The organism is Halorubrum sp. C191, assembly GCF_002727095.1.
Taxonomy (GTDB): Archaea; Halobacteriota; Halobacteria; order Halobacteriales; family Haloferacaceae; genus Halorubrum; species Halorubrum ezzemoulense.
Map to the genome: position 1 here is coordinate 21,516 of NZ_NHNZ01000055.1, position 19,198 is coordinate 40,713.

At 71.7% G+C, this 19,198-nt stretch carries 14 protein-coding genes and 1 pseudogene; 9 read left to right on the forward strand and 6 right to left on the reverse strand.

All coding sequences use genetic code 11. The annotated features are described in order from the left end of the window. A complete protein-coding gene (locus Z052_RS05095; RefSeq protein ID WP_099288881.1) occupies positions 1–1,371 on the reverse strand; it encodes an isochorismate synthase MenF in 1,371 nt (456 codons plus the stop codon). A gap of 106 nt (positions 1,372–1,477) precedes the next feature. Beyond that, entirely contained in the window at positions 1,478–2,092 is a 615-nt protein-coding gene (locus Z052_RS05100) for a sulfite oxidase-like oxidoreductase (protein ID WP_094521352.1), read from the reverse strand. 254 nt (positions 2,093–2,346) lie between these two features. On the opposite strand from Z052_RS05100, the gene Z052_RS05105 reads away from it, so the two are divergent. From Z052_RS05105 to Z052_RS05115, 3 genes are all read left to right on the forward strand, one after another. After that, a complete protein-coding gene (locus Z052_RS05105; protein WP_049929331.1) occupies positions 2,347–2,562 on the forward strand; it encodes a cell surface protein in 216 nt (71 codons plus the stop codon). 94 nt (positions 2,563–2,656) lie between these two features. Beyond that, positions 2,657–2,935 carry a UPF0058 family protein gene (locus Z052_RS05110; protein ID WP_008442749.1) on the forward strand — a complete coding sequence of 93 codons (279 nt, stop codon included), beginning with the start codon at positions 2,657–2,659 and terminating at the stop codon, positions 2,933–2,935. Between the two features lie 104 nt (positions 2,936–3,039). Then, positions 3,040–4,959: a rhomboid family intramembrane serine protease gene (locus Z052_RS05115; RefSeq protein WP_094521353.1), complete on the forward strand. Its 1,920-nt coding sequence runs from the start codon at positions 3,040–3,042 to the stop codon at positions 4,957–4,959. Positions 4,960–4,996: 37 nt separating this feature from the next. Here Z052_RS05115 and Z052_RS05120 read toward each other — a convergent pair whose 3' ends face one another. Together Z052_RS05120 and Z052_RS05125 are read right to left on the reverse strand one after the other, a co-directional pair. Further along, the gene (locus tag Z052_RS05120) at positions 4,997–5,620 is read right to left on the reverse strand and encodes an METTL5 family protein (protein ID WP_094521354.1); all 624 of its coding nucleotides are present in this window, start codon (positions 5,618–5,620) and stop codon (positions 4,997–4,999) included. Between the two features lie 3 nt (positions 5,621–5,623). Continuing rightward, positions 5,624–6,022, reverse strand: a complete 399-nt coding sequence (locus Z052_RS05125; RefSeq protein ID WP_086219128.1) for a hypothetical protein — start codon at positions 6,020–6,022, stop codon at positions 5,624–5,626. 335 nt (positions 6,023–6,357) lie between these two features. On the opposite strand from Z052_RS05125, the gene Z052_RS05130 reads away from it, so the two are divergent. From Z052_RS05130 to Z052_RS05145, 4 genes are all read left to right on the forward strand, one after another. After that, on the forward strand, positions 6,358–7,311 hold the full coding sequence (locus Z052_RS05130) for a transcription initiation factor IIB family protein (protein ID WP_006113981.1): 954 nt from the start codon (positions 6,358–6,360) through the stop codon (positions 7,309–7,311). Positions 7,312–7,407: 96 nt separating this feature from the next. Beyond that, on the forward strand, positions 7,408–7,842 hold the full coding sequence (locus Z052_RS05135; protein WP_049930070.1) for a universal stress protein: 435 nt from the start codon (positions 7,408–7,410) through the stop codon (positions 7,840–7,842). Positions 7,843–7,875: 33 nt separating this feature from the next. Then, positions 7,876–10,026, forward strand: a complete 2,151-nt coding sequence (locus Z052_RS05140; protein WP_094521361.1) for an AMP-binding protein — start codon at positions 7,876–7,878, stop codon at positions 10,024–10,026. 61 nt (positions 10,027–10,087) lie between these two features. Then, complete coding sequence (locus Z052_RS05145; RefSeq protein WP_049929326.1) at positions 10,088–11,236, forward strand: acyl-CoA dehydrogenase family protein; 1,149 nt, start codon at positions 10,088–10,090, stop codon at positions 11,234–11,236. Between the two features lie 7 nt (positions 11,237–11,243). Here the strand turns inward: Z052_RS05145 and Z052_RS05150 are convergent. Beyond that, positions 11,244–11,917 (reverse strand): annotated as a pseudogene (locus tag Z052_RS05150) (MBL fold metallo-hydrolase). Between the two features lie 147 nt (positions 11,918–12,064). Here Z052_RS05150 and Z052_RS05155 point away from each other — a divergent pair. Both Z052_RS05155 and Z052_RS05160 read left to right on the forward strand, forming a co-directional pair. Further along, a complete protein-coding gene (locus Z052_RS05155; RefSeq protein ID WP_094579547.1) occupies positions 12,065–13,921 on the forward strand; it encodes a DNA mismatch repair protein in 1,857 nt (618 codons plus the stop codon). Then, complete coding sequence (locus Z052_RS05160) at positions 13,914–14,369, forward strand: hypothetical protein (RefSeq protein ID WP_049929323.1); 456 nt, start codon at positions 13,914–13,916, stop codon at positions 14,367–14,369. Before Z052_RS05155 ends, Z052_RS05160 begins: the two co-directional genes overlap by 8 nt. A gap of 28 nt (positions 14,370–14,397) precedes the next feature. Here Z052_RS05160 and Z052_RS05165 read toward each other — a convergent pair whose 3' ends face one another. Then, the gene (locus tag Z052_RS05165; protein ID WP_176450631.1) at positions 14,398–19,110 is read right to left on the reverse strand and encodes a glycoside hydrolase family 15 protein; all 4,713 of its coding nucleotides are present in this window, start codon (positions 19,108–19,110) and stop codon (positions 14,398–14,400) included. Positions 19,111–19,198: the final 88 nt, after the last annotated feature.

Consider the following 19,198-nt stretch of genomic DNA (forward strand, 5'->3'; position numbering starts at 1 on the left):
TCAATCCGCTGCGTCGCCCTCCAGCTCGTCGAGGATCGGCCGGTACTTCAGCTGGACCTCGTCCCACTCGCGGTCGGGGTCGGAGTCGGAGACGACGCCGACGCCGGCGAACAGCGTGGCTCGACGGCGGGTTCCGACCGCGGACCGGATCGCGACCGCGAACGCGCCGTTGCCGGCGGCGTCGATCCAGCCCACCGGCGCGGCGTACCAGCCGCGGTCGAACGGCTCCGTCTCGCGGATCGTCGTCAGCGCGCGGTCCGGCGGGAGCCCGCCGACCGCCGGGGTGGGGTGGAGCGCCTCAACGAGTTCGAGGACGTGTCGGTCCGCGTCGAGCTCGGCGGTGATCGGCGTGTGGAGGTGTTGGACGGTCGCGAGTCGTCGAACCCGACGCTCGCCCGCGGAGACCGACGCGGCGAACGGCTCAAGCTGGTCGCGGACCGTCTCCGCGACCAGCTCGTGCTCGTGAACGTTCTTCTCGTCGTCAAGGAGCTCGCGCGCGAGCCACTCGTCTTCGCTCGGCGTCTCGCCGCGGCCGGTCGTCCCGGCGAGCGCGTCGGTCTCGACGGTCCGCCCCCGCAGCGAGACGAGTCGCTCCGGCGTGGCGCCGAAGAAGGCGCTCTCCCCCGCGGCGGGCTCGAACCAGTAGCGGTGGCAGTCGGGGTACTTCTCGGCGAGGCGTTCGAGGGTGGCCGCCCGCGGGAAGTCGGCCGCGAGGTCGGCCTCCAGCGCCTGCGCCAACACCACCTTCTGAAGGTCGCCGTCGGCGATCCTGTCGACCGCGGCGCCGACGCTCTCGCGCCACGCGTCGCGGCTCGTCGTCCGGCGGCTCTCGCGGATCCCCGGGCGAGGGGGCCGGGAGCCGGCGGCCGCGGTCGGCGACCCGGCGTCGACGGCGTCGAGGGCGGCGAACCGGTCGACCTCGCGGGCGAGCCGGTCCTCGACGCCGTCGACGCCGGCGTCCGGCCCGACCGCGTTGACCGTGAGCCACGCACCGTTGTCGGCGTAGGTCAGCTGGACCCGCGGCAGGACGAACCGGGCCTCCGGAAACGGCGCCCACGGCTCGCCGTCGCAGGCGCCCTCGTGGAAGGCGAACCCGCCGAACACGCGGGGGCGGGCCGCCTCGGTGCCGGCGTGGACGTCGCCGGACTCGAACAGCTCCGTCGCCGACTCGCGGATCGCCGCGAACCGGTCGCCCCCGGACGCGGTCAGCGTCGCGGCCTCGCCGCCGCCGATCACCAGCGCGTCGTCCGGCGCGCTCCACGTCGTGCGCGGGGTGGGAAGCGCCTCGAACGCCGCCGCGAACGCCGGCTCGACGACCTCGGTGGTCCGGCTGACCAGCGGCGACGACGACCGCGAACGCGCCTGTTCCATGCGTATCGAGTCGGGGACGTGGACCCTTTATCCTGACTATCGGGGCGGAGGACCGGGGGAACTCGGGCGACGACGCGGACGGGCCGAGCGCGACCCCGGGGGGCGCTCAGCTGTAGCGCTCCTCGTTCCAAGGGTTCGCCGTGTCGCTGTACCCCCGCTTCTCCCAGTAGCCGAGTTCGGGCTCGGTGAGGAACTCGACGCCCGAGACCCACTTCGCGCCCTTGTACGCGTACTTGTGCGGCGTGACGACGCGGATGGGGCCGCCGTGGTCGGCCGGGAGGTCGTCGCCGTCGTAGCCGTAGGTGAGCTGGACGCCCGGCTTCGTACACTCGTCGAGCGGGAGGTCGGTCGTGTAGCCGTCGAGCGCGTGGAACATGACGTGTTCGGCGTCGTCGCGGACGCCGGCGCGCTCGGCGAGGTCGGCGAAGGAGACGCCCGTGAACTCGCAGTCGAACTTACTCCAGCCGGTCACGCAGTGGAAGTCCTGTCGCTGGGTGACCGACGGGAGGTCGCGGAACTCGTCGAGCGAGAGGGAGAGCGGCTCCTCGACCGCGCCCCACACCTCGAACTCGAACGTCACCGGGTCCCACGAGGGCGTCCCGCTCTTCGAGAGGACCGGGAAGCCGTCCGTCTCGCGCTGGCCCGGAGGGAGTCTGTCGTCGCCGTACTCGCGGTAGAGGTCGGTGAGGTCCTCGGCCGCGTCGACGCCGGAATCGGTCATGAACCGCCGTTCGGCCCGGACCGACGTATGAATGTCGCTCTCAGAGGACGCGCTGGGGACCCGCGAGTGTCGCCCTCGAACGGCACGGACGCCCGGCGGCGAGACGCCGGTACCGCTCGGCGGGGGATTCGTACAAACCTAACCGACCTTCAGAAGAACAAAAATGAACTTTCGAGTCTCTGCTTTGAGTTTTCATATCTCCGGATCTGCGACGCCAATTTTATATACGCCATGCCACAAGACCCGGACAGCAAATGCCACAAGTGAAGATAACCGTGCCGGAGCATCTGGAGATGCAGATCGCCCAGATGGTCGAGGAAGGAGAGTTCCTCAACCGCGAGGAGGCGGTCGAGGAGCTGTTGTCGACCGGCATCAAGGCGTACAAGACGAGCGGCCCGCGAGACGACGACGACTCCAACGGGTTCGAGGACGAGGGGATGATGGGCCACGAAGACGAGTACGTCTTCTGACCGCGCGGCTCCCTCGGTCGAGGTCTCCGCGGCGCAGAACCGTGCGTACCGCCCTCAACAACGCTTAAAGGGCCTACGACCCGTATCCGTGGGTATGCACAAGGACGAGCTGCTTGAGCTTCACGAACAGATGGTGACGATCATGGAGCACTTCCGCGCGCAGGAGACGGTCGACGGGTCGCTGTTCGACCCCTACGACGAGCTCGAAGTCGACCCCTCCCACGTCCACAAATCGAAGAGCGAACACAAACACGCCGTGTTCGTCCTCGGTAACGCCTTGGCGAACGCGATGAGCGAAGACGAGTTCTCGCCCGCCGGCCGCGTCGGCAAGCGGATGGAGGAGCTGGCCGACGACGCCGAGAACAAGATCTGACTCGTCGGACGCTTTCGCCCGCCTGCTCGACCTCGCATTACGCCCGACCCCGTACCGCGTTCGACCCCCGTTATTGATGTGTGCGCGGCCCCGTCGAACCTGACATGGTCGCGGACGCGCTGGCGTCGGACACCGTCCACCTCGCCGCCGGCGGCGTCGCCGTCGCCGTCGCGCTCGCCGCGGTGTTCCTCGCGGATCGACGAGGGGCCGACTGGACGCGGACGCTCCGCTCGCGGCTCCTGCTCGGTGTCCCGTGGGGGACGCTCCTCGTTGTCGCCGGCGTGATCGGAGTGTACCTGTTCGTCCAGTCCGGAATCGACGACCCGAACCGACCGGTCGTGATCCCGTTCCGGTCGTGGTCATACTTCTACCCGGAGGGGCTCGTCTGGTCCAGCTTCGCGCACGCGGGCCGCGGACACATCACCGGGAACCTCCTCTCCGCGCTCGTCGCGGGGAGCCTCGCGGAGTACGCGTACGGCCACTTCCCCGAGGGACGCGAGGTCGGCGACCGGGAGCGGGCCGCCGTCCGGTCCCGCCGACTCCCGGATCGCCTGCGAGGTCTCCCGGGTCGAGTCCGTGAGATGCCGAGTCGAGCCCGACGGCTGCCGAGCCGGATCCGCGCCGTCGAATCCCCCGGCGAGAACCCCTACGTCCGTGCGTTCCTGATCGTCCCCGGCGCGGCGGTCGCGTTCGGCCTCGTCTCCGCGCTGTTCGCGTTGGGGCCCGTGATCGGCTTCTCCGTCGTCGTGTTCGCGTACTGGGGGTTCGCGCTCGTCACGCGTCCCGTCGCCGCGGTCGTCGCCACGACGGGAACGGCGCTCGTCGGCGTCGTCTACGACGCCCTCCGGACGCCGGTGGCGTTCGCCGAGGCGTCCCCATCCTACGGCGCCCCGGGGTGGGCGAACGTCGCGATCCAAGGGCATGCGCTCGGGCTCATCGGCGGCGCCCTCGTCGCCGTCGTACTCCTGCGGCGGCGGCGGACTCGAGGGCGGGACGACGGAAAACGCAGCGAGGACCGCGACGCGGGCGCGACCCCCGGTCGGTGGCGGTTCCATCCGAATGCCGCGCCGGACCACGACGGGTCGCGCGCGGACGCGTCGGAGCGCACCGCGCTCGTCGTCTTCGGGGCGCTCCTGCTGTTCGGCGCCTCGCGTCGGCTGTGGGCGGTGTACTGGTACCTCGGCAACGAGCGGTACCAGCTGTACCGCGCGGTCGGCGTTGGGCTGCTCGCCCTGCTGGCCGCGATCGTCGCCGTCGCGGCCGCCTCGCGCGACGACCCGCTCTGGCCGTCCCGAGCGGTGCCGAAGCCCGAGACGCTCAGAGACGGGATCCGGTCGTCGACGCCGGCGGCGGTCGGACTGGTCCTGCTCACGGCGGCGCTGGCGGCCGTCGCGGGGCCGGCCGTCGTGCCGAACCTCGTCACGGTCGAGGACGGCGACCTCCCGGGCGACCCGATCGAGGTCGAGGGGTATCAGGTGACCTACGCGGAGAACGTCGAGGACCGACTCGTGGGCGTCGTCGACGTGGAAGCGTTCGGGCGCTCGACGTCGGTCAACACGTCGGGGGTGATCGTCAGCGACCCCGACCGCGAGATATGGACGACCGCCGTCTCGAAGGGGAACCTCGCGTTCTGGGGGTACCGCGCGGTCGACGTGGGGGGCACCGGCTGGCGGGAGACCGTCTGGGTTCAGCGGGTCGGCTGGGTCGCCGCGAACGGCGGTCCGGCGTACCGGGTCGACGTGGTCAGGAACGAGACGAGACGGACGCTGTTCACGAGCGACCCCGCCCGGGCTGAGCCCCGGATCGACGGGCGGAACGTCGTCATCGCGGCCACGCCCGACGGGTTCGAACTGACGGTTGCCGGCGGCAGCGGGAACAACGTCACGGCGCCGCTCCCGGCCGCGAACGAGACCGAGACCGTCCGCGGGATCACGTTCGTTCGCGAGGGCAACGCCGTGTTCGCGCAGCGCGGCGAGACGCGAGTGCGGATCGCACAGCGGGAGCGGTACGAGGGACAGCGGTAGCCCGCGCCGGCGGGCCGGGAAGAGAGCGTCCGGCCCCCTACGACCACTCGATCCGGTACACTTCGGTGTCGATGTCGCGCGCCTCGTCGGTGTGGTGATCAAACTGTGCGTCAATCCGGAACTCGGCCGCGAACGCGTGCGTCACCTCGCCGCCCTCGTCGGCGGCGAACGCCTCGACGAACTTCCGGCTACCGGCGTTGTGGACCGAGTAAGAGACTTCGGCGAGGTCGCTCGCGACCGCGAGGAACTCCCGATCTGCGTTGCGGTTTCCGTCCTGTGCGCCGAACGGCGGGTTCATGACGACGGTCGTGGGCTCGGAGACTGCGAGCGGCGGGCGGGTCGCGTCGCCACGAACCCAGTGGACCGGCGCGCTGGCGGCGACGCGGCGCTCGTTCCCTCGGGCGGTCGCGAGCGCGCCCCCGTCGAGTTCGAGGCCGACGACGCGGGCGGGGCCGCGAAGCGCCGCCGCCAGCGCGAGCATCCCCGTGCCGGCGCCGAGGTCGAGCACGGTCCGCCCCTCGACGTCGCCGTGGAGGTCCGCCAGGTGGACGACGTGGGCGGCCAGCTCCGGCGGCGTCGGGTACTGTTCGAGGGCGGCGTCGGGGCGCTCGAAGCCGGCGACGACGCCGAGCTTGGTCGCGAGCGAGCGCTTCGTCGCCATCGGTCAGGCGCCGCCGGCGTCCGCGCCCACCCGGACGAGTTCGACGCCCTCGCGGTCGGCCCGCTCGGCGAGCGCCGCGAGCGCCGTGCGGGCCTCTTCGCGGACTTCGCCGGTGACGCTGACCTCGATCCGGCCGGCGCCGAGGAACGCCGCGGCGCGGAGGAGCCCGCGCAGTCGGTCGACCTCGCGCTGTCGCTCGAGGGTGCTCTCGGCGTCGAACTCGGCTTCGGCGGCGACCGCGGCGGGCTGGTAGCCGCGGGCCGCGAGCCCCCGCTTGAGGTCGCGGAGGTGCTCGGGCGCGGTGCTGTCGAGGTCCGCCGCGTCGATGACGACGGGATCGACGTCGGCCGGGCGACAGCCGCGAAGCGTGCGTTCGACGCCGGGCGGGGAAGTCGTACTCATACACGCCTATTGGTATAGGTTATACAAAAATCTTCTTGAATGTTTAGGAGTAATAAACTTGGGCACCGGGGGTAAGACCGACGGAACTGGCGAGAGGTGGGCGTCAAACGACGCCCGAGGCTCGACCGGGGCTCCGTCCACGGTCACGTTTCGTGCGTCTCGGTGCGGGTGGTCGGGCGACGGTAGGGCAGCCAACGATGTGTATTCTGTTCGCTAATCTGCTATTGATCCCTCTCTAACGTCCGAAAACGCGATTTTACGTTGGTTCGAGAACCGTCAGGATCGATGATAGGGGTGGACAAGGCTTAAATGCGCGACTGACCAGAAACCTTTTAATGGAACGTCCGAGTCGCCAGCGGCAACAGGAGCGGGACACGGAGCAGGAAACGGACGAATCGACGGTCTCCTGTCCGGAGTGTGACTCGGAGAACATCGTCACCGACGCCGATCAAGAGCTCGTCTGCGAGGACTGCGGGCTCGTCTTGGACGAGCGGAACATCGACCGCGGGCCGGAGTGGCGCGCGTTCAACCACAACGAGCGGCAGTCGAAGTCCCGGGTCGGCGCGCCGATCACGGAGACGATGCACGATAAGGGGCTGACGACGACGATCGACTGGAAGGACAAGGACGCGTACGGGCGGTCGCTCTCCTCCGAGAAGCGCTCGCAGATGCACCGACTGCGGAAGTGGCAGGAGCGGATCCGGACCAAGGACGCGGGCGAGCGCAACCTCCAGTTCGCGCTCTCTGAGATCGACCGCATGGCGAGCGCGCTCGGCGTTCCCCGGTCGGTACGGGAGGTCGCCTCGGTCATCTATCGACGCGCGCTCAACGAGGACCTCATCCGCGGCCGCTCCATCGAGGGCGTCTCCACCGCCGCCCTCTACGCCGCCTGCCGGCAGGAGGGGATTCCCCGGAGCCTCGACGAGGTCGCAGACGTGTCGCGGGTTCCGCAGAAGGAGATCGGCCGGACGTACCGCTACATCTCCCAGGAGCTCGGCCTAGAGCTGAAGCCGGTCGATCCCAAACAGTTCGTCCCCCGGTTCGCGTCCGCGCTCCAGCTCTCCGAGGAGGTCCAGTCGAAGGCGACCGAGATCATCGATGTCTCAGCCGAGCAGGGGCTGCTCTCCGGGAAGTCCCCCACCGGTTTCGCGGCCGCCGCCATCTACGCCGCGTCGCTGCTCTGTAACGAGAAGAAGACCCAACGCGAGGTCGCCGACGTGGCGCAGGTCACCGAGGTCACCATCCGAAATCGGTACCAAGAGCAGATCGAAGCGATGGGCTTCCGTTAGGCGGTCGGCCGGTCGAGACCCCGGAGTTCGTCCCGTCTCGGGATCTGAACAGTTGGATCGGGTTTTTAATCGCTACCCGCTGTAGCGGGGAGTGTGATGTACTCGGATGTCCTCGTTCCGACCGACGGCAGCCCGGCGTCGGACGCCGCGATCGAACACGCGATCGACCTCGCAGACCGGTACGACGCTCGCCTCCACGCGCTGTACGTCGTCGACGGCGCGGCGTACTCCAGCCTGGAAGCGGGCGCGGAGATCGTCGTCGAGGCGCTCGAATCGGAGGGCGAGGAGGCGACGGGACGCGTGGCGGACGCCGCCGCGGACGCGGGCGTGGAGTGCGTCACCACCGTCGCGTCCGGCACCGCCTACCAGTCGATCCACGACTACGTCGACGAGAACGACATCGACGTGGTGGTGATGGGGACCCACGGCCGGAAGGGGCTCGACCGTTACCTGCTCGGGAGCGTCACCGAGCGGGTCGTCCGCACCTCGGACGTTCCGGTGTTGACCGTGCGACAGCCGGCGGATGAGTAGCCGCACGGCCTCGGGCGAACGGGGGTGACACCGATGCGCGACTGGCTCTCTCACCGCGTGGTCTCGTCGCCGGACGGGACCGCCCTCGTCCGCGCCGAGGACGGCGAGGCGTGGAGCTACACAGACCTCGACCGGCTCGTCGCCGAGACGGCGGGGCGACTCGTCGCGCACGGACTGGGCGAGGGCGACCGGGTCGGCGTGCTCACGCCCCCGTACGTGGGCACCGTCGGCCTCGTCCACGCGACGATGCGGATCGGCGCCACGTTCGTCCCGCTCGGCGAGGAGCTGACCGCCCGCGAGATCGCCGCGCGGATCGACCGGACCGACCTCGACGCCGTCGTCTGCGCCGAGCCGACCGAATCGACCGCGACCGCCGCGGTGTCCGAGATCGAGGGCGTCCCCGTTTACTCCGTGGACGACCCGGCGGACGCGGACGTAACTGGGATCCACGACGTCGATCCGGCGTCGCTCGATCCCCCGGAGTGGTCGTTCGAGGACCCGCTCTGCGTGCTGTTCACCTCGGGGACCACCGGCGAACCCAAGCCTGTCCCGCTGACCGCGGGCAACGTGTACAGCTCCGCGGTCGCCTCCGCGTTCCGCCTCGGGGTCGAGGCCGACGACCGCTGGCTGGTGTCGCTGTCGCTCCACCACATGGGCGGGCTCGCGCCGGTGTACCGGTCGGTGCTGTACGGGACGACCCTCGTGTTACGCGAGGGGTTCGACGCGGGCGGCACCGCCGACGACATCGACGCCTACGACGTGACCGGCGTCTCGCTCGTCCCGACGATGCTCCGGCGGATGCTCAACCGGCGGGGGACGCTGTCGGACTCGCTTCGGGTGGTCCTGCTCGGGGGCGCGCCAGCGCCGGCGGAGCTGTTGGAACGGTGCCGCGACTACTCGATCCCCGTTTACCCGACGTACGGAATGACGGAGGCCGCGTCGCAGATCACGACCGCGACGCCCAGACAGACCAGAGACCGGATCGGCACGGTGGGAAAACCCCTGTTCGGCACCGACGTGACCGTCGTCGACGGCGGCGACCCGGTCGACCCCGGCGAGACCGGCGAGATCGTCGTCAGCGGGCCGACGATCACTCCGGGGTACCTCGTCGAGGACGGCGGCGACCCGGACGCGGTCGACGGTGCGGGCGCGTCAACCGCCGATGCGGTCGAGGGGGGCGACGCGTCCTCCACCGGGTCGGTCGGCGTGAACGGGATCGAAACAGCGGACCTCGACCGCTCCGATTTCGGCCCGTACGGACTCCGAACCGGCGACGTCGGGCGGTTCGACGAGGACGGCTACCTCCACGTGCTCAACCGCGTCGACGACCGGATCATCAGCGGCGGCGAGAACGTCGAACCCGGGGAGGTCGCGGACGTGCTCCGGGAGTACGACGACGTCGACGACGTGGCGGTGGTCGGGCTCGACGACGAGGTGTGGGGCGAGCGCGTCGCCGCGCTCGTCGCCGTCGGCGACCAGTTCCGGTCGGCGGCCGCCGACCCGGCCGTCGACGACGCGGTCCCAGAGATCGATCCCTCGGTGACCGACGGGGAAGGCGACGGCGCGGACGGGGGCGACGCGGAGAGCGAGGCCGCGATGTCGGCCACCGGGGCCGGATCCGTCGGTCCCGCGCCGATCGACGAGGCGGCGTTCGTCGAGTTCGCCCGCGAGCGGTTGGCGCGGTTCAAGATCCCCAAGACGATCGCGTACACTGCGGAGCTGCCGCGGACGGTCTCGGGGACGGTCGACAGGGAGGCGACGCGCGCGCTCCTCCGCGAACACGGGGCGGACCCGCGCGGGAACCCCGACCTCGAGACCGCGGGGTTCGAGCCAGCCGACCCCGCGGAACCGCCCGCGGAGTCGGACGCGGCGGGGAACGAGTCGGACGCCGCGGAGCCTGACTCGGACGACCGGCCAGCGGGGGGCGGCGAGGCGGACGACGCTGCGGGAGGAGCGAACGACGCGGGCGCGCTCGAAGGCGGCACGGTGGCCGACGGAGAGCCTTCGTCGGATGCGACCGAGGGAGACGAGGTCGCGGCCGGATCGGAGGGAGTCACGCGACGCGACGCGGAGGTGGGCGGCGACGAGGACGGCGACGTGGAGACAAGCGGCGACGAGGACGGCGACGCGAGGGCGGGCGCTGACGGAGAACGTAGCGACACGGACGCGGTCGACGACGCGTGAACTCGCCCGGAGTTCTTCGTTGTTCCACGAAGGTTTTGTCCACGGGGTCCACAGGGTCGGTATGGAGTTGCTCGACGACAGCATCGTGCCGGAGCGCGCGCGAGACGTCAAACAGGAGGCCCGCGAGTTCGCCGACGAGTACATCGCACCGAACGCCGAGTCGTACTACGACACCGGCGAGTACCCGTGGGAGGTGCTCGAAGCCGGGATGGACGCCGGGCTCGTCGCGCAGGACATCGGCGAGGAGTACGGCGGGAAAGGGTTCGACCTCGCGCAGGTGCTCGCCATCGCGGAGGAGTTCTACCGCGCGGACGCGGGCATCGCGCTCACCCTCCAGCTCGCCAGCTTCGGCGCGGAGATGGTCGAGGACTACGGCACGGAGGAGCAGAAGGAGAAGTACCTCCGGCCGGTGGCCGAGAACGAACAGCTCTCGGGGCTCGCGGTGTCGGAGCCGCAGACCGGCTCCGACCTGGCGGGCATGACGACGAAGGCCGAGAAGGTCGAGGGGGGCTACGAGCTCACCGGCGAGAAGTACTGGGTCGGCAACGCGGTCGAGGCCGACTGGCTCACCGTCTACGCCAAGACTGGCGAGAGCGACGACCGTTACTCGAACTACACACTGTTCATCGTCGAGACGGACTCCGACGGCTACGAGGCCGAGCACATCCCCGAGAAGATGGGGATGCGCGCGTCGAAGCAGGGCCACATCGTCTTCGAGGACTGCTTCGTCCCCGAGGAGAACGTCGTCGGCAGCGAGGGCGGCGGGTTCTACGCCCTCGCGGACTTCTTCAACCACGGCCGCGTCATCGTGGGGGGCCACGGACTGGGCCTCGCGGCCGCGGCCATCGAGGAGGCCGAGGCGTTCATCGACGAGCGCGAGGCGTTCGGCCGCACCATCGACGACTTCCAGGCCGTCCAGCACACGGTCTCGGACATGCGGATCGGCTTCGAGTCGGCGCGCGCGCTCAACTGGCGCGCCTGCGAGAAGGTCGCGAACAGCGAGGACGCCGGCTACTGGGCCGCGCTGGCGAAGACCAAGTCCACCGAGGTCGCCACCGACTGCGCCGAGAAGGGGATGAAGCTCCACGGCGGCCGGTCGAACCTCACCGAGCGCCGGATCGCCCGCGTCTACCGCGACGTGCGCATCCCGGTGATCTACGAGGGTGCCAACGACATCCAGCGCAACCTCATCTACCGGCAGTCGCGCTAGGCGGCGTTCAGAGCGTCGCCGCCAGCCGGCGCAGCGCCTCGTCACCCCCCGAGGCGAGCGGGTCGCCGTGCCCGACGCAGGCGACGTCGAACGCGGGGGCGCGCTCCGCGAGCGACCGGACGCTCGCCGCGACCGCGCCCGTGTCGTAGCTTATCACCCAACCGGACTCCGTCAACTCGCCGTCGGACTCCGAAACGAGGTCGCCGAGCAGCGCGACGCCCAGTTCCTCGCTGACGTAGGCGACGTGGCCGGGCGTGTGGCCCGGCGTGTGGTACGCCGTGAACGAGCCGATCGCGTCGCCGTCGCGGACGCCGACGATTTCGAGTTCCGGGAGATCGGTGACGAGTCCGCCGAGCCGCTGTATCAGCCCTTTATGATTCCCGAGGGGGGGGTCCGATAGCCCCGCAGCAGTTGCGCGTCGAAGCCGTAGGCGTGGACCGGCGCGTCGAGTTCCGGCGTCAGCGCCGCCAGCGTCCCGACGTGATCGAGGTCGTAGTGGGTGAGGAGGACGCGCCCGATCGCCGAGAGATCGACGCCGGCGTCGCTGAGGCCCTCTCGGATCGCGCCCTCGTCCCACGGCGTCCCGGCGTCGACGAGCGTCGGCACGTCGTCGAAGACGAGGTACGCGTTGACTCCGCCGCAGTCGAGTCGCCAGACGCCGTCCGCGATCTCCGTGGCCATGGCCGCGAGTAGGAGTCAGCGCGGTATGAACGCTGCCATGGCGGAACCGACGGCGAGGGGACGGAACTCGCGCCGACGCTCTCGCGGGGTCGCCGTCGGCGACGCGAGCGACGAAAGCGCCAAGATGCCGGGGCCACACCACGGGGTATGCGACTCCAGGACTACTGGGGGATCGGGCCGAAGACGAGCGAGCGGCTCGCCGAGGCCCTCGGGACCGAGCGGGCGGTCGAGGCAATCGAGTCGGCCGACGTCCGCGCGCTCGTCGACGCCGGGCTCCACCGCGGCCGCGCGACCCGCATCCTCCGCCGGGCGAACGGGGAGGCCGGGATGGACGTGCTCGCGACTGGCGACGCGCGCTCGGTGTACGACGACCTCCTCGGGCTCGCGGCCGACGCGGCGCTGACCGCGCACGCGGCGGACCGCATTCGGGTGTTGACCCCGCTCCTCGACCGCGACGCCGTCGAGGCACGATTAGACCGGGTCGTCGCCGCCCGCGACGCGTGGACCGACCTCGACGAGGCGGACCGGGAGGCGGTCGCGGACGCGTTCGACGCGTACGACGAGGCCGCCGGCTCCGACCTGGCCGCGGTCGAGACCGCCGTCACGCTCCGCGAGGCGGGGTTGACGGCGGGACCGTTCGCCGACATCGGCGCGCTGGACGGGGACCGCCTGCGCGACGCGGCCGACGCGCTCGCCGACGTTCGGGGGTCGATCGACCCCGCCGGCGGGCTCGACGGTGACGATATCGAGATCGCGGCGGGCGCGGACGCGGAGCTGGACCGACTCCGCGAGCAGCTGTCCGCGGCGCGCGACCTCGCCGACTCCGCGTTCGACGTGCTGGAATCGGTCCGCGACGGGAGCCTCCGCGACTTCGAGGCGCTGGAGGCGGCGACAATCGACCACGTCGCGAGCGAGACGGGCGTCGAGCCCGCGACGGTCCGGGCCGCGTCGCCCGACGAGGCGCTCGACGCCGCCGACTTCGTCTCCGGGACGCTGCGGGACCTCGTCGTCGAACTCGAAGCGGCCGTCGAGGAGCGTGAGGCCACCGTCGCAGCCGACATCCGCGAGCGGCTGGGCGACGAGTCCGCGGGGAGAGACGACGCGACCGCCGGCGGCAGCGACGGAGCGGACGACGGCGGCGACACCGCCGTCGCCCGCGCCGCGTCCGCCGTGTCGGACGCCGCCTTCCTGCTGTCGCTCGGGCGGTTCGCGGCGGAGAACGGGCACGTCCGCCCGACGCTCGTCGACGACGGCATCGCCGTGCGCGGCGCGCGGAACCCGTTCCTCGGGGGCGACGTCCAGCCGGTCTCGTACGGCGTCGGCTCGCACTCGCTCGCTGACGCGTCGGGCGTCGCAAGCGCCGACGCGCCGCCGACCGGCGACCGCGTGAGCGTCCTCACTGGGGCGAACTCCGGCGGGAAGACGACCCTCCTCGAAACGCTGTGCGCGGTGGCGCTGCTCGCATCGATGGGGCTGCCCGTGCCCGCCGACGCGGCCGAGGTCGGGACGTTCGACCGGATCGTCTTCCACCGCCGACACGCGTCGTTCAACGCCGGCGTGCTGGAGTCGACGTTGAAGTCGGTCGTGCCGCCGCTGGTCGCGGACGGCCGGACGCTCATGCTCGTCGACGAGTTCGAGGCGATCACGGAGCCGGGCCGGGCCGCCGACCTGCTGAACGGGCTGGTGACGCTCACCGTCGACCGCGGCGCGCTCGGCGTCTACGTCACGCACCTCGCCGAGGACCTGAGTCCGCTGCCCGAGGCCGCACGGATCGACGGCATCTTCGCGGAGGGGCTGACGAACGACCTGGAGCTCCGTGTCGACTACCAGCCGCGGTTCGAGACGGTCGGGAAGTCCACGCCGGAGTTCATCGTCTCGCGGCTGGTCGCGAACGCGGGCGACCGCGGCGTCCGCGCCGGCTTCGAGCACCTCGCGGGCGCGGTCGGCGAAGAGGCCGTCCAGCGAACGCTCTCGGACGCCGAGTGGGCGGCGAACGATGACTGAAGAGTCGGCGGACGACGCGGCCGGTCCCGACCGGATCCGGTCGATCGCGGTCCACCGCGAGGACGTGGCGAACGCGCTCGAGGCCACGCTCCGGAGCGACCGCGAGGTCGTCCTCCGCGCGACGCCGCCGTTCTCCGGGCGGATGCGCGCACGGCTCCACGCGCTCGACGCCGGCGGGAATGGAGGCCATAACGGGAACGGTGGTTCCGACGACGCACCCGCGCCGCTCCACATCGACCCCAGGGACCTCGTCGCGGACGTGCCCCCGTACCCCGAAGTCGACGACACGGCCGCCGAACTCCCTGACGCCGACCTCGAAACGCGTCGCGAGCGACACGCCGAGAGCGTCGAGGCGTGGCGCGAGACCGTGCGCGAGCGCGTCGGTTCGACGGTCGAGATCGAGGTCGACGGCGGGGTCCGCAGCGTCGACGTGAACGCGCTCGGGTGAGCCGAGCCGGAGACCGGAACCGCCCGACCTAGAGCCGAAGCCGTTCCACCGACGTGCCGGCCGCCTCGAACGCCTCGTCCGTCGCGGCCGCGACCACGACGGTGTCCGCGTCGGTCGCGGCGTCGAGGTCGACCTCGAAGGCACCGTCGTCGTCGGGCGTCACGAGCCGCGAGGTCTTTCGGGTGTGGACGGCGACGGACTCGGCGTCCGTCTCGCCCGCGACGACGACCGCGTCCTCGACGAACTCGGCCGTGGCGGTCAGGTCGGGGCCTGCGGGGCGGTCGCGCTCGACGTACCGATCCCGGACGACCGCCGGCGTCTCGACCGGTTCGTCCGCGTCGACGCCGTGCGCCAACCGGACGAAGCCGGCCATCGACCACGCGAGGGGGGTCGCCCCCCCGGTGCCCTCGCCGAACTCCCAGCCGTACTTCGTCGGGTGTTCGCGGTCCCACACCTGCTCGGGGAGCATCAGCCCGGAGTTGCCGAACCCGGCCATCGTCTCGAGCAGGGCCTCGGGTTCGAGCGCATCCTCGTCGGTCCCGCCGAAGGCGTCGGGGCCGTCGGCGCGGGCGCGCAGCTCGTACTCGCCGCGCTCGCCGGTGAAGATCGGCCAGAGACGCCCGCGGCCGTCGCCGGTCCCGGCCCACGGCGCGCCGGGGTCACCGACCGCGATCTCGCCGTACGCGTCGCCGACGTAGCGGTACCAGGCGGCGCCGTGCGGCGTGTCCACCCGGATCGAGTCGTCGACGACCGAGACGGAGTTGCGGACGACCGGGTCGTCGGCGGGCTTGATCCCCAGCCGGACGAGTTCGAGGAAGCCGCCGTCGATTATCTCCCGCTCGTCGTACGTCGGCCCGTCGTTGGCGATGGTGCGCGGTCGGCCGGAGTCGGGGTTCCCGTCGGCCGTGATCCGGATGTAGTACGGGGTCCGATCGTGGCGGTCGGTCCCCGTCGAGGTCGCGCACCACTCCTCGACGCGCGCGGTCCAGTCGTCGGCGAGCGCGAGCCACGCCAGCGCGTCCGCACGGAGGGAGTCGGGCGATTCGGCGCCGTCGCCGTCCGCCTCCTCGCGCCGGTCGGCCTCGGCGAGCGCGAGCGCCGCGCCGCAGACGAGGCCCGCTATCTCGGCCGCGATGCTCGACGGCGAGTAGCCGGCCTCCTCTTCCCAGCGCTCCTGTGCCGTCTCGGGGCCGTTCTCGGCGATGTAATCGAGCGAGCGGGCGACCTGGTCGTACGTGTAGCCGGCGTCGTCAAGCGTCACGCCGCGCTCGTACAGCTGCCACGCCATCACCGAGGGGAACCCGATGTTGTCCATCTGCTCGCCGCCCCACCGGGTCCGGCCGTCGATGTAGGTGTTCTGCGGGAGGAACCCGTCGTCGTCCTGCTGGGTGTTGTAGAGGTAGGCCAAGGCGTCCGCGCCGCGTTCGAGCTCGTCCATCTCGATCAAGGCCGTGAACACCTGATAGAGGTCGCGCGACCAGACGAAGTTGTAGCCGTAGCCGCGGTTCTCGGCGGCGTACTCGGTCTCGCCCCACGGCACCGACGGGCTGGCGATCCCCGCGCCGTCGTGGGCCTTGTCCTCGACGGCCGCCAGCGTCATCAGCGCGAACCGATACTGCGCCGCGAGGCCGGGGTCACCGGCGACCGAGTCGGGAAGCTCACGGTCGGCGAGCCACGCGCGCCACGTCTGCGCGTACGCCGCCGCGGCGTCGTCGAACCCGCGAGCGAGCGCGCCCTCCGCCTCGCCGAGCGCGCCCGCCGTGTCCGAGTCCTCGGCGAACCCGAGCGCGACCGTGTCTCGCAGCGACTCGCCGCTGCCGACGAGGCCGGCGAGCACGACGTTGCCGACCGCCTCGGGCGATTCCTCGACGCGCTCGCCGTCGCCGAACAGCGCGTCGGTGGCGTCGCCGTCGGCCGCGAGCGCGCTCGCCCAGTCGAACCCGTCGCCGCTCGCCAGCGCGAGCGCGGGGGCGAACGGCTCGCCCTCGTCGTCGACGAGCTTTCCGGGGTCGCGGTCCGGGTCGTCCTTGCGCGCGAGGAGGTGCGCCCCCGCGTCGCCCGCGACCCGCTCGGCGCGGTCGTCGGTGCCGACGTTCGCGATGGTGGCGTCGACGAGAGCGTACACGTCGTACTCGCGGGACCCCTCGAACCGGACGTCGGCGAGGATCGCGGTGCCGTCGGTGTCGACCGCGTACTCGACGGTGAGCGTCCAGCCGTGGCCGTGGCCGTCGCCGGTCTCGCGGATCGTCTGGACGTACGCCAGCGCGTCGTCGGCCGCCGGCTCGGTCGTCCGCTCGATCGTCTCCGTCGCCGAGACGTGGCCCGTCTCGGCGAAGGTCCGTATCGCGTACTCGGAGTCGGGGTCGGCCACGAGGAAGTCGAACGTCCGGACGTTCATCACGTCGATCCGGGGGAACCGCGCCTCGGTGAGGGCCCCCTCGGTGAGCGTGAACCACACCGGGACCGGATCGTCGGCGTCGTAGTCGGCGGGCGTACCGACGCCGAACTTGCGGCCCGTGGTCCAGTGCGGCGCCGCCTCCGGGCCGGTCTCGCGGTCGTGCGGGACCGGGAGTTCGCCGCGGCTCGCCAGCGTCACCGTGGCGTCGATGCGGAGCGCGTGGGACCACGCGATCGGCGTCGCGCTGTCGAGGTCCCCGTCGTCGAACACCTGCTCCGCGAACAGCCCGGCCTCGTTGACGAAGGGACCGTCCGGCTCGCAGAGGGCGTAGAGGTCGCGCGCGTCGGCGAACAGCGGCTCCGCGGTCCCGCCGCGGTCCTCGACGACGCCCGCGAGCGTCGCCGCCGCGGTCGCGCCCCACAGCGTCGCGATCGACCACACCTTCGCGGCGCCCTGCTCGGCGGTGCGCCAGTCGTCGCCGGTGAACCGCACGAGCCCCTCCACGGCGGACGTCTCGCGCCGGAGCGCGTCGATCGACTGCCGGACGTGGGTGTTGACGCGGTCGAGGAAGCGGTCGAACTCGCTCGCCGCGACGGTGTCGACCGAGCCGGAGCCGTCGGTGGCCGCGGCGTCGTCGGGCGCGTCGTCGTCGGCCGCCGGCGTCTCGTCGAGCAGGGCGGCGTACTCGGCGGCCGCGGTCGCGAGCGCGAAGGTGCTGGCGTCGGCGCGGCTGTCTTGGTCCTCCTCGCTCGCGCGCTGGAGGAACCGCTCCGTGTCGGGGTTCCAGCGCGCGTCGAGCCCGGAGAGCGCGGTGTCAGCGGCGTCGGCCGCGTCGGCCCGGAGTGCCTCGTCGACCGGCGCGCGCGCCACCGCGGCGAACGCCCGGAGGTACTCGGCGCCGGTGTGGGTGAACCGGCCGAGCGCGTTCTCCCAGCAGTTCTGACAGCGGCGGGGGAGCCCGTCGTCCTCGGTCGTCTCGAAGAGGAAGTCGACGGCGTCGGCGATCGTCTCGTCGATCCGGTCGCGCCACTCTTCGGGGAGGTCGGCCTCGCGGCGGAGGGTCGCGAGGAACGCGACGACCGTGGCGGGCTGGTCGAGCTGATCGTTCGGGCCGGGGGTCGCGTTCGCGCCCTCGATCCGGGCGTTCGCCCAGCCGGGGGCCACCTTCCCGGAGTCGGCCCACACGCGGTGGGGCCACGAGCCGTCGGCGTCCTGCGTCCGACAGAAGAAGCTCGCGGCCGCGAGCAGCTCCTCGTCGGCGTCGAGGCCGAGCTCCTCGCTCGCGTCGAGCAGCGCGGTCGAGACGGTCGCCTCGTCGCGGAACCACGTGTAGCCGTAGCCGCCGGAGGTGGAGTAAAACGGGTCGAACTCGGGGGCGGCGATCCGGCCCCCGGACTCCGCGGTGAGCAGGTCGAGCGCGCGGAGGTCGCTCGCGATCACCGACCGTCGCGGGGCGTCGGCGGGCACGTCCGGTCCGCGCCCGTCCGCGGCCTCGCGGAGGTCGTCCGCGTCGGGGTACGCGGTGGCGATGTTCGAGACCGTTTCGATGCGGCGCTGGCGGTCGACCCCGTCGGTGAGCGCGTCCTTCGCGTCGTCGCCGGTGTCGCGGGCGGCCCGGCGGTCGACGACCGCTCGCCCGGCGAGCGTGACGCGCTCCGTGCGGCCGTCGCGCTCGAAGGGGGCGCGGACGACCACGTCGGGAGTGAGCCGCGAGTCCTCTCGTCGGTCGATCTCGCCGCGGTGCGGGAAGCCGTCGTCGGCCTCGCCGAGCAGCTCCGGAATCGTCCGCAGGCGCTGGCCGTGGGCGTTCGAGAGCCCGGTCGAGGCGGTGAGGAAGTCGTGCTCGGTGCGGTGGTACACCTCGACGACGCCGCCGTCCTCGGGGCCGGCCCCGTCGTGGACCATGTTACCGACGCGACCCTCGACCATGTCCGGCGAGAACGCGTAGGCGGCGACGACCTCGGCGTCGGCGGGCGGTGATCCCCGGAGTTCGACGTGCGTGAGGTGCGTGTCGCTCACGACGAGGTCGAACTGGTGGATGGTGTAGCGGCCGGCGTCGTACTCCGTCTCGACGAGCGGCGTGTCGCCGTCGTAGTGCTGGCGGGTCGTCTCGAGGTCGTCGAACCAGCGGACCCCGCGCCCGGCGGTGATCCCCATCCGCAGGCGGTCGGCCCCGCCGACCTCGGAGAGGGAGTACGAACAGTCGTGGACGGTCCCGTCCGGTCCGACGTGGACCAGTCGGCCGTCGTCGCCGGTGAACGCGCCGGCGGTCATCGAGTGTTCCGCCGGGTAGCGCTCCCCGCGCCGACGTTCGTGCTCCGTAAGGGCGGTACGCAGTCGCATACCCGCTCTGCGACTGCCGGAGTAAAAGCCTTGACGACCGCGGCCGGTATCCGAACGGACGCTGCGCGACGCAGATCTCACCGAAACA

Coding starts and splice junctions, on each gene's coding strand:
- Z052_RS05095 (WP_099288881.1), bottom strand. CDS start 1,371: ATGGAACAGGCGCGTTCGCGGTCGTCGTCGCCGCTGGTCAGCCGGACC.
- Z052_RS05100 (WP_094521352.1), bottom strand. CDS start 2,092: ATGACCGATTCCGGCGTCGACGCGGCCGAGGACCTCACCGACCTCTAC.
- Z052_RS05105 (WP_049929331.1), top strand. CDS start 2,347: ATGCCACAAGTGAAGATAACCGTGCCGGAGCATCTGGAGATGCAGATC.
- Z052_RS05110 (WP_008442749.1), top strand. CDS start 2,657: ATGCACAAGGACGAGCTGCTTGAGCTTCACGAACAGATGGTGACGATC.
- Z052_RS05115 (WP_094521353.1), top strand. CDS start 3,040: ATGGTCGCGGACGCGCTGGCGTCGGACACCGTCCACCTCGCCGCCGGC.
- Z052_RS05120 (WP_094521354.1), bottom strand. CDS start 5,620: ATGGCGACGAAGCGCTCGCTCGCGACCAAGCTCGGCGTCGTCGCCGGC.
- Z052_RS05125 (WP_086219128.1), bottom strand. CDS start 6,022: ATGAGTACGACTTCCCCGCCCGGCGTCGAACGCACGCTTCGCGGCTGT.
- Z052_RS05130 (WP_006113981.1), top strand. CDS start 6,358: ATGGAACGTCCGAGTCGCCAGCGGCAACAGGAGCGGGACACGGAGCAG.
- Z052_RS05135 (WP_049930070.1), top strand. CDS start 7,408: ATGTACTCGGATGTCCTCGTTCCGACCGACGGCAGCCCGGCGTCGGAC.
- Z052_RS05140 (WP_094521361.1), top strand. CDS start 7,876: ATGCGCGACTGGCTCTCTCACCGCGTGGTCTCGTCGCCGGACGGGACC.
- Z052_RS05145 (WP_049929326.1), top strand. CDS start 10,088: ATGGAGTTGCTCGACGACAGCATCGTGCCGGAGCGCGCGCGAGACGTC.
- Z052_RS05155 (WP_094579547.1), top strand. CDS start 12,065: ATGCGACTCCAGGACTACTGGGGGATCGGGCCGAAGACGAGCGAGCGG.
- Z052_RS05160 (WP_049929323.1), top strand. CDS start 13,914: ATGACTGAAGAGTCGGCGGACGACGCGGCCGGTCCCGACCGGATCCGG.
- Z052_RS05165 (WP_176450631.1), bottom strand. CDS start 19,110: ATGCGACTGCGTACCGCCCTTACGGAGCACGAACGTCGGCGCGGGGAG.